Source organism: Lysinibacillus sp. NPDC093688 (assembly GCF_050280145.1).
Lineage (GTDB): Bacteria > Bacillota > Bacilli > Bacillales_A > Planococcaceae > Lysinibacillus > Lysinibacillus xylanilyticus_B.
Genome location: NZ_JBNNUX010000070.1, coordinates 1 through 9,878, shown reverse-complemented (window position 1 = coordinate 9,878; position 9,878 = coordinate 1). Strand labels below are relative to the sequence as shown.

The 9,878-nt window shown below is 37.4% G+C and carries 9 protein-coding genes; 2 read left to right on the top strand and 7 right to left on the bottom strand.

The window, feature by feature from the left end:
- Nucleotides 1–515: 515 nt before the first annotated feature.
- The gene (locus tag ACQKN2_RS24455; RefSeq protein WP_427417242.1) at nucleotides 516–923 is read right to left on the bottom strand and encodes a hypothetical protein; all 408 of its coding nucleotides are present in this window, start codon (nucleotides 921–923) and stop codon (nucleotides 516–518) included.
- A gap of 387 nt (nucleotides 924–1,310) precedes the next feature.
- Nucleotides 1,311–1,850, bottom strand: coding sequence for a hydrolase (locus ACQKN2_RS24450; protein WP_427417241.1), 540 nt, complete (start codon nucleotides 1,848–1,850; stop codon nucleotides 1,311–1,313).
- Between the two features lie 588 nt (nucleotides 1,851–2,438).
- Between ACQKN2_RS24450 and serC the strand changes: the two genes are divergently transcribed.
- Complete coding sequence (gene serC, locus ACQKN2_RS24445; RefSeq protein WP_427417240.1) at nucleotides 2,439–3,527, top strand: 3-phosphoserine/phosphohydroxythreonine transaminase; 1,089 nt, start codon at nucleotides 2,439–2,441, stop codon at nucleotides 3,525–3,527.
- Nucleotides 3,528–3,795: 268 nt separating this feature from the next.
- Here the strand turns inward: serC and ACQKN2_RS24440 are convergent, their stop codons facing one another.
- The 3 genes from ACQKN2_RS24440 to ACQKN2_RS24430 are packed head-to-tail and all read right to left on the bottom strand — an operon-like array spanning nucleotide 3,796 to nucleotide 5,838.
- Complete coding sequence (locus ACQKN2_RS24440; RefSeq protein ID WP_427417239.1) at nucleotides 3,796–4,218, bottom strand: Fur family transcriptional regulator; 423 nt, start codon at nucleotides 4,216–4,218, stop codon at nucleotides 3,796–3,798.
- Entirely contained in the window at nucleotides 4,215–5,078 is an 864-nt protein-coding gene (locus ACQKN2_RS24435) for a metal ABC transporter permease (RefSeq protein WP_427417238.1), read from the bottom strand. The genes ACQKN2_RS24440 and ACQKN2_RS24435 overlap by 4 nt, the downstream gene beginning before the upstream one ends.
- A 13-nt stretch (nucleotides 5,079–5,091) precedes the next feature.
- A complete protein-coding gene (locus tag ACQKN2_RS24430; protein WP_427417237.1) occupies nucleotides 5,092–5,838 on the bottom strand; it encodes a metal ABC transporter ATP-binding protein in 747 nt (248 codons plus the stop codon).
- 699 nt (nucleotides 5,839–6,537) lie between these two features.
- Here ACQKN2_RS24430 and ACQKN2_RS24425 point away from each other — a divergent pair.
- Nucleotides 6,538–6,774, top strand: coding sequence for a Nif11 family protein (locus tag ACQKN2_RS24425; RefSeq protein ID WP_323651624.1), 237 nt, complete (start codon nucleotides 6,538–6,540; stop codon nucleotides 6,772–6,774).
- Nucleotides 6,775–6,892: 118 nt separating this feature from the next.
- On the opposite strand, the gene ACQKN2_RS24420 is transcribed toward ACQKN2_RS24425, so the two are convergent.
- Entirely contained in the window at nucleotides 6,893–7,786 is an 894-nt protein-coding gene (locus ACQKN2_RS24420; RefSeq protein ID WP_427417236.1) for a deoxyribonuclease IV, read from the bottom strand.
- A 12-nt stretch (nucleotides 7,787–7,798) separates the two neighbouring features.
- Nucleotides 7,799–9,100 (bottom strand): DEAD/DEAH box helicase, encoded by a 1,302-nt coding sequence (locus ACQKN2_RS24415; protein WP_427417235.1) that lies wholly within the window; start codon nucleotides 9,098–9,100, stop codon nucleotides 7,799–7,801.
- Nucleotides 9,101–9,878: the final 778 nt, after the last annotated feature.

Genomic DNA, 9,878 nt, shown 5'->3' with positions numbered 1-9,878 from the left:
TAATATTAAATTGTATTACTTCTTTTCTTTGATCATCTATCTTTATTGTTTAATGATAAAACAAACACCTTATTAAACTAACCTGCTCCGTTAGCACAATAAGAAAAAAGAGTTGTCTAAATTGCTCTCAAGTAAAGCACCCGTTAGCCATCCATGAAGTGCAAAAATCAGCACTTCACCACAGAAAATGAAAGATGATTAAGTTCTTTCATGGGAGTTGAATAATCTAATAACACTCTAACTTGGTGACCCTGAAGTTAAAAACCACATAGCTAATAAAATCAACCAAATTACTGCTAAAACTATAATTAAACGCTTCATACTCAACCCCCTCTATCATATCCTTCTTCAAGTAACCTGCTCCGTTAGTTCAATAAAGAAAAAAGAGCTGCTCAGGCAACTCAATGATCTTCAAGAAAAACTACCCGTTAGTCATCCATGTAGCGCAAAATCGGCGCTACACCACAGAAAATGAAAGATTTCTACGTTCTTTCATGGGAGTTGAATAAGAGGATTTACGATTTCATCAATTTGTTAATTTTTTTGTCGTAAAGACTTCGCTTTAAAAAATCTGAACGCCAATAATCATATAAATCTTTTCGACTTGCTTTTAGAAAAGTTTTTAATACTCTTTTAAAAAAAGGGTTATAAGGAAATAGGACGTCTTTACCAAAGTTTAAACCTTTATTAAAGTAAAATGCTGCAGATTCATAATCTTTAATTTCTTCATATTTATAAGCTATCAATATAAATCCACTAGCTAATTCGTCTACTTCGAAATCTTCGTCATTTAATTTATTTTTTAATAACTCTATCTCTCTTAATTTTTTCTTCCGCGAAAACAAACCATAGAAAGAACTAGCTTGTTCCACCACTTTAATATATTGTTTTGAAGGGTCTTTTAATTTGTATTTGCTTTTCATTTAATCACCTATATCCTTAAAACCTTTATTTCAAATCACCACATCTGTTTGCTTAACAGAAAATATAGCTTAGATTTTTAAGTATAACAAATATTCTTGTTCAACTAACCTGCACCGTTAGTTGAATATAGTTCCTTGCCATTTAAATTATCACTCCAACTAATTCGTGCGAAAAAAAGATTATGTATTCGCATCGTTATAGAACTTTCTATAATGTAACTTTATTTATGCGATTTGATATTCCATTTCGTATGAAAATTGTTAAAAAGTCGCTTTATATCAATAAAAAAAGGATATCCAAATCATTGCGATTTGATATCCTTTTTATAGTGTTTTTTAGAGTTTTGTACTCGAAAACAGAACCTGTTATCATTAAGATGAGTTTTTTTATTTAACGAGTTGTAACACTGTTTTAAAATGTGGATGATCTGCACGTTGTAGTAACTCATATAAAATCATTTCCACGCTTGTTGGTAAAATGCCAAGTGCTTTCATCTTCTCAAGCCCTACCTCTTTATTGGCCTTTGTACGAGACGACACTGCATCTGCAACCACTTCAACCTCAAACCCTTGTTCTTTTAGCTGTCGAGCTGTTTGGTAGACACAAATATGTGTTTCGATACCCGTCACAATAAATTGTGTACGACCACTTGCCTTCAATGCATCTACAAAATCTTGTTCCTGGCACGCACTAAAAGCCATTTTAGCGATAGGTTGTTGACCCTTCATATGCTGAGCAATCTCTAACGCTGTCCCACCTAAACGACTAGGATTTTGTTCAAGCCATAAAACTGGTATCTCCAATGCTTCCATAGCTTGTACCAGCTTGGCCACATTTTCAATTACTGCTTCACTTTCATCAACAATTGTCGCTAACTTCCCTTGTACATCAACGACAACTAAACAGGCCTCTTCTATTGTAAACATTAAAACACCCCTTAAATCCGTATTCACAGTTCATTATACCGAAAGTTACTTGGTTTTGTGAAAGGTTAGAAAAATATCGTCCAATATATAAGCTTCCCTTCACGATATTTAATACGCACCCTCTCCGGGCTCAGACCTCACCCACGGAATGTGTCCTTTCGAAGAGGAATATGCAGGCGAGTACATATTTGGGAAGGGGTCATTCCACACATAAACAAACACGAACATTTTATAATCCCACCGGTTAAGCAACGTATTAAATCACGAAGTATTAACCCGCATAAACACATCTATGCATCTATTTGTTCGTGTTTAAACTTCAGCAGCTATTATAAATTTAACTCAATTGTGTACATTTTGTTGCTAGCCTGTCACTATTCTGCTCGAATAGTGAGAATTTTATTTTTTCTCTTGAAAATTGAGTTATAATCCTGTAAAGTGCTTTTATCCGCTTTAACGGTCAATAGTATATTTCTAAATCCTTAAATGATCTGTAAAAGCATGATAGATTCAACAACCAATTAATAGGAACTAAAAAACCTATGAATAAGGTTTAACCTTATAAAAACAAACAAGGAGTGTACCACTTTGACACAACGTGCATACAATTTTAACGCAGGCCCATCTGCACTACCACTAGAAGTATTAGAAAAAGCCCAACAACAATTAGTAAATTTCCGTGACTCAGGCATGTCTATTATGGAAATGAGCCACCGTAGTGCCATTTTCGATGAAGTACATAATGAAGCAATTGCTTTATTGAAAAAGCTTTATGCTATCCCAGAAAACTATGAAGTCCTTTTCCTACAAGGTGGAGCTAGTCTTCAATTTACGATGATTCCAATGAACTTCCTACAGGCAGATCAAAAAGCAAGTTACGTATTATCAGGCTCATGGTCTGAAAAAGCAATCAAAGAGGCTAAATTATTTGGTACGCCTGTAGAAGCTGCGAGTACAAAAGAAAATCAATACCGTAATATCCCAGCTTTAGGAGATATTCAATTCACTGAAGAGGATGCATATGTGCATATCACTTCAAACAATACGATCTACGGTACACAGTGGAAAGAGTTCCCTGAAACAGGAAATGTACCGTTAATTGCAGATATGTCTAGTGATATTCTTTCTAAACCAGTTGATGTAAGTAAATTCGGTCTTATTTATGCAGGGGCTCAAAAAAATCTTGGTCCATCTGGTGTAACAGTAGTCATTATTCGCAAAGATTTGTTAGAGAAAGCGAATAAAAACATTCCTACAATATTAAAATATTCAACGCATGCTGATAGCAACTCTTTATACAATACACCACCAACTTTCGGTATCTATATGTTAGGTGAAGTATTAAAATGGGTAGAATCAAAAGGCGGCGTTGCAGAAATTGAGAAGCATAATGAGTTAAAGGCAAAAGTCATTTATGATGCCATTGACAATAGCAACGGATTTTATAAAGGTCATGCAACACCAGAAAGCCGTTCTTTAATGAACATCACTTTCCGTGTTGCTGATGAGGAGCTTGAAAAACAATTCCTTGCTGAAGCAAAAGCAGCAGGATTTGTTGGACTTAACGGACACCGTTCTGTAGGAGGCTGCCGTGCTTCTACTTATAATGCTGTACCGTTAAAGGCTTGTGAAGCATTACGTGACTTTATGGTAGAATTCCAACAAAAACATCAATAATATAAAGAAGACGAATGATTTTTAGTAATCATTCGTCTTTTTATTATTTGCGAAAGAAGGCAAATTCCCATGATAAATCTTTTCAAATGACTAGCGGATATACTACCATCTCCTCTCACACAACAATCATAGATTATTAGGATAAGAACAATAATAGTCGGTGAATTGAAGTTCCTAGTAGCACAACATAGTTACGATAAAAGGGATAATTCTTTAGTGAAACCTCACTTGGAATTACCCCTTTCTTTAAATATTATCATCACAAATTTTAAAAAGTTTCAGGCCTACACTCTGGACATTTACCGTAGATCTCAAATTTATGATTTTCAATTTCATAGTCTGGCAGCTTTTCTCCAAGCATCTCCATAGGGCAGAGGCTTAGCTCCTTAACATTGCCACAATCCATACAAATAAAATGATGGTGATGATGTTCAGACTCACAATGCATGCGGAAATTCCGCTCCCCAGATAACTCAGTTTCATCCAGTATTCCTAGCTTCACAAACGTTGCAAGGTTGCGATAAATCGTATCGAAACTCATACCTGGAAAATCTTTTTTCAAAACACCTAATAAATCTCGAGCAGTTAAATATTTATCTGTTGCTGCAAACATATCTAATATTAACTCCCGCTTATCTGTTTTTTTATAGCCGTTTTCTTTTAAAATTTCCCACGCTTTAGAAACATTCACTGCGCTACCTCCTCCCGTTTTGTAGCCATTTTAAATACTATTTTCTTCACTAGTATAACAAGTAACAAAATTAAGATAGAAGTAACGACAATCGTACCACCAGGTGCTAAATCTAAATAAAACGCACTAACTAAACCGATTAACACAGCCGCTTCGCCAAAGACAATTGCATAGATGATAGTTTGCTTAAAGCCCTTTGCAAGTCGCATTGCAGCAGCCACTGGTAACGTCATAAGTGATGATACAAGTAAAATGCCGACGATGCGCATACTTGCAGCAATAACAAGCGCTGTAACAATCATAAATAAGAGATGAATCCAACGTGCAGGTAGACCACTTGCTTTTGCATATTCCTCGTCAAAAGATAAAACAAAAAGTTCCTTAAAAAATATAAACAAAAAGACAATGACAACAACAGCAATTCCTACTACTACCCATAAATCCTGACGTGATACAGCTGACACCGAACCAAATAAATAGCTCATTAAATCAGTGCTAAAGCCGCTTGCAAGCGAGATAAAGATAGCACTAATACCAATCCCACCTGACATAATAATCGGAATTGCAAGCTCTTCATAGTGCTTATATAAACGTCTAAGACGCTCAATTAAAATCGAACCGCTGACAGAGGCCAGTATGCCTAAGTAAATTGGATTTAGCATTGCCAACGCTGTAACAGATTGACTGATATATAAGCTTCCCGCTATACCTGCCAGTGTCACATGTGACAAGGCATCAGCAATAAGCGAGAGCCTTCGAACGACAATAAAAACACCTAGCAGCGGCGCCAATATGCCAATTAATAGCCCAGAGAAAAAGGCATTTTGTAAAAATTCATAGTTAAATATTGCTTCAATCATTTGCCTTCTCCTTCTAGTGAATCTTTCTCACAGAATGGCCATACCAAGCATCAAGCGCATCGTGAGAAATTGTATCAAATTCATTTTTGTAACCGTGGAAGTGTATAGTTTGATTTAAACATGCCACATGACTGATACGGTTCGACACTGTATCAACATCGTGTGTAACAAGAATCATTGTAATTCCCTGTTCCCGATTCAATTCCGCCAGCATATCATAAAAGGACTGCACATTCTCATGATCAATGCCGACAGTTGGTTCATCTAATATTAATAGCCTCGGTTCACTAACTAATGCCCTTGCAATAAAGACACGTTGCTGTTGCCCACCAGATAACTCACCAATATTACGATTCATAAATGCTTCCATGCCAACAGCTTTTAATGCTTCTAACACTTTTTCCTTTGCATCTCGTCCAGGTCTTTTAAATAATCCTAATTTTTTGGATAATCCACTTTTCACGACTTCTTGGACGGTTGCTGGAAACCCTGAATTGAAGGCATTCGATTTTTGGGACACATACCCTATCCATTCACGATGCTTAAAAGTTGAACTTGGTTCACCAAATAGTTTTATTTCTCCAGACATTGGTTTTAGTAACCCTAAAATAATTTTTAATAATGTAGATTTCCCTGAACCATTCGGACCAAGAAGTGCTAAAAAATCTCCCTCTTCCACACGGAAAGAGATATTTTTTAATACTTGCGTATAGTCATATTGAAATGACACGTTTTCAATGTCAATTAATGATTTTTTCATGTATGTTCTCTTCTTTCTAATTCAAAATCATTACGATTTAACAAGTTGTAAGTATAAATGAAAGTACAGTATTTGTAAAGAATAAAATCATCATAACGTGTGGTTGATTTCCGTTCCGACTGGGCGCTTTGTTGCTGACGCTTCGCTTTCGCGCAGAGCAGAGCTTCCTGGGGGCGTCCGATGAGCCGCTTGGGCCAACACGATGCTGGTCACGAAGGCGTTATCACAGGATGTGATGCTCTTAGCCTTCGTTCCCCTGCTGGCTCGTTCAGAGTCTCATCTGTGACGCTAATTCCCAAGGAGTCGCCCAGTCTCCACTCCAATCAACTAATATCAATTTCGCCTTGGCTTAATTGCGTCCGGATTTTGAATTGTGCCCGCACAATTCATTCCTTTGAAAATCCGTGACATCCACCGGAGGCTTTATCTTCATTCAGTGGGTGTTTGGATATCAATAGAAAGGGAAACACACCCACATTATATAAGCCCCCTTTAGAGGGAGCCTTCTACTGAATGAAGATACATGGCATACGTTTTAACAAATGTAATCCACAACTTTTGGTGATGACCAGAAAATAAGATTGTAATGTGTGTTGTTAGGAAAATAAAATTTTATCGTGAAGGGTTTCATATCTGTCTTGACTTTCACAAGATTGATTTTGTTCAAAAGACAAAACAACTTTAAAAGGAGGATTAGCTTTGAGTATTCAATTTTTACAGCAATTAACACAAAGTAATGATAAGGAAATTGTTGCGATTGCACGTTCTGAAGGATTTGAAATTACTACTTCTGAAGTAAAAAAACTCCGGCCTTATTTGGAGCAATTCTCATTTTCATGGCTCTTTTTAGGTATTCCAAAAGATATTCTTGTAGAGGTTGAAGCTGTTTTAGGTAGAAAGCGTTCCAGACAACTAATTGCATTGTTTACGAAATAATCAATTTCGCCTTAGCTAAATTGTTGTCGCTGCTCTTTCACTACAATTACATTTGCTGAATGAAGATAAAAGAAGCCCGAAAATCAGTCTTATGCAGCTGATTTCGGGCTGTTTTATTCTATCCTCTTAAAGCGTCGATTAACTCTGGTTTAAACTCTCCATTATGAAGCATTTCAATTTCATGTTTATAAGGAGCCGATTTTGATTTGGCATCACTATTTAATGCGACAAATGGTGTTTCTAGGATTTTAGGAATCTCCATTAATTGTGGATGATGGACAACATACTTTAATGCATCAAAGCCAATATGACCGAAGCCAATATTTTCGTGACGGTCTTTTCCTGCACCACGAACATTTTTTGAATCATTAATATGCAGGACTTTGATACGATCAACACCTATTAATTTATCAAACTCATTTAAGACACCGTCAAAATCTTCTACAATATTATAACCAGCGTCATGCGTATGGCACGTATCAAAGCATACTGAAAGACGTTCATTATGTGTTACGCCATCTATAATTTTAGCAAGCTCTTCAAAAGAACGACCACATTCAGTTCCCTTTCCCGCCATTGTCTCTAATGCGATTTGTACAGGGTAATCCTGTGACAGTACTTCATTCAAACCTTCAATGATCTTGGCAATCCCTGCGTCTGCTCCCGCACCGACATGGGCACCAGGATGCAACACAATTTGTGTTGCTTCCAACGCCGCTGTTCGTTCGATTTCAGTCTGTAAAAAATCTACACCTAGACGGAAAGTTTCAGGTTTTTCTGTGTTCGCAATATTAATAATGTATGGAGCATGGACAACAATATTTGTCATGCCGTGCTCTTTCATGTGTAGTAAACCATTCATAATATTAAGATCAGCAATTGCCTTACGACGAGTGTTTTGCGGTGCTCCTGTATAAATCATAAAGGTATTTGCCCCATAAGAAAGTGCCTCTTTACTTGATCCGAGCAGCATTTCTTTTCCACTCATTGAAACATGAGATCCAAGTAGCATTTGAATGCCTCCTTATTTTTTACCGCGAGCTTTTATACGACGTTCACGTTTTTTAATTTTATCCATTTCCCATTTCATATTACGCTTGTAGCCTGGTTTTACTTTTTTCGGTTTACGCACTAATGCTTTAGCCTTCGCATCGATTTCATTTTCATGCTTCACACGATTTTTACGTGCATGGCGATCTTTTAGTTCAGACCATTCGCCATCTTTTACGTCTTTTTGAACAAATGGAATGCCCATCTTCTCAACACGTACTACTGCATCCTCATCTGATGGCTCAAACAAAGTGATAGCAGTTCCTTTATTACCTGCACGCGCTGTACGTCCCACACGATGAACAAAGAATTCTAAGTCCTCTGGAATTTCGTAGTTAATGACATGTGAAATTCCTTGAATATCGATACCACGCGCTGCAAGATCTGTTGCAACGATATATTGATAGTCCAATTCTCGAATTTGCTTCATCATCTTCTTACGATCACGCGGACTTAAATCACCATGTATTTGACCACAGCGAATCCCATTTTCATTTAAGTAGCCAGCAACATGCTCTGCTGTTTTACGTGTGTTAGTGAAAATGACAGCTAAAAATGGATTGATTCCTTCAATAACTTCCAATAAACGTTTGTTACGTGATTTAGATCGCACTGGTACAAGCACAAAGTCAATTCCTTCTGCGACCGGGCGTTTATCGTTCATATGGATATGAACAGGAGCTTCCATATATTTTTTTAAGAAAGGCTGAAGCTTTTCTGGAATTGTTGCTGAGAATACAAACATTTCAAGCTTTTCTGGCATTTGGGAAGCAAAACCATCGATTTCCTCTATAAAGCCCATATCGAAGGCTAAATCTGCCTCGTCGACAACTAACATTTGTGTCGTATGCACAAATAACGCTTGCGCTACAACTAGATCACGAATACGTCCTGGCGTCCCGACAACAATTTGTGGTTGCGTTTTTAATTTATCAATGGAGCGTTGTTTGTCCGTACCTCCAATAAATAGTTTCGCTTGAATAGTTGTTCCTTCTATTAATTGATTTAACGCATCAAAAATTTGTTGTGCAAGCTCACGTGTAGGTGACGTAATAACAGCTTGTACTTCCTGATTCTCAGGATTAATTCGTTGCACAATCGGAATTAAAAAACTATGTGTTTTTCCCGTCCCTGTATGCGCTTGTCCGATTGCACTCTTTCCTTTTAATATGAGCGGAATGATTTCCTTTTGAATCGGCGTTGGTTCTGTAAAGCCAAGTTTTGCAATTGCGTCCTGCAAAAATGGCTGAAAATTATAATCAGTATATTTTGACATAATTCGTTCCTCCTAACATCTTTCACATTGTATCATGATTCGAACTCCAGGTATATTAACGTCCTATTATCTCAAGCATGAACATAATTTTATATTTTTATTATGGCTGTAGCGAAGCCCTTATCAAAGTTACTCGAAATGCGGTGAATATGCAATAAAAAAAAGCCTCAGACCTGTAGACAAAAGCCCTATTTTGTGGGGAGTTTCGAAACTGTCTCTCTATAGTGAGCTTCTATCATAAATTAGTCTGAATTTTTTTAGTAGTTAAACATAATTTTAATACTATTTTGATTCGAGCTAATTTTATTAACGATGAGGAACCATTTATTTCCATCGCCATTTAATATTTCCCTATTTTTAACTGCGTGTAGCGGAGGGCTACTCGACTCCCGCGGGAAAGCGATAGAGGAACGAAGGCTAATACCATCACATCCTGTGATAACGCCTTCGTGACCAACATCGTGTTGGCCCGAGACCCTGCACGGAGCGAATGTTTTCCGTGCGAAAGCGAAGCGACAGCAAATGTTTTATCTGTGCGAAAGCGCAGCGGCAGCAACAAATGTTTTATCTGTGCGAAAGCGCAGCGGCAGCAACAACGTAGCGGAGGAAGCGGCTCGACGCTCGCCCGTAGGAAGCCTTGCTCTGCGCGAAAGCGAAGCGTCAGCAACAAATGTTTTATCTGTGTGAAAGCGAAGCGTCAGCAACAAATGTTTTATCTGTGCGAAAGCGAAGCGTCAGCAACAAATGTTTTATCTGTGCGAAAGCGAAGCGTCAGCAA

Coding starts and splice junctions, on each gene's coding strand:
- ACQKN2_RS24455 (WP_427417242.1), bottom strand. CDS start 923: ATGAAAAGCAAATACAAATTAAAAGACCCTTCAAAACAATATATTAAA.
- ACQKN2_RS24450 (WP_427417241.1), bottom strand. CDS start 1,850: ATGTTTACAATAGAAGAGGCCTGTTTAGTTGTCGTTGATGTACAAGGG.
- ACQKN2_RS24435 (WP_427417238.1), bottom strand. CDS start 5,078: ATGATTGAAGCAATATTTAACTATGAATTTTTACAAAATGCCTTTTTC.
- ACQKN2_RS24420 (WP_427417236.1), bottom strand. CDS start 7,786: ATGCTACTTGGATCTCATGTTTCAATGAGTGGAAAAGAAATGCTGCTC.
- ACQKN2_RS24430 (WP_427417237.1), bottom strand. CDS start 5,838: ATGAAAAAATCATTAATTGACATTGAAAACGTGTCATTTCAATATGAC.
- ACQKN2_RS24415 (WP_427417235.1), bottom strand. CDS start 9,100: ATGTCAAAATATACTGATTATAATTTTCAGCCATTTTTGCAGGACGCA.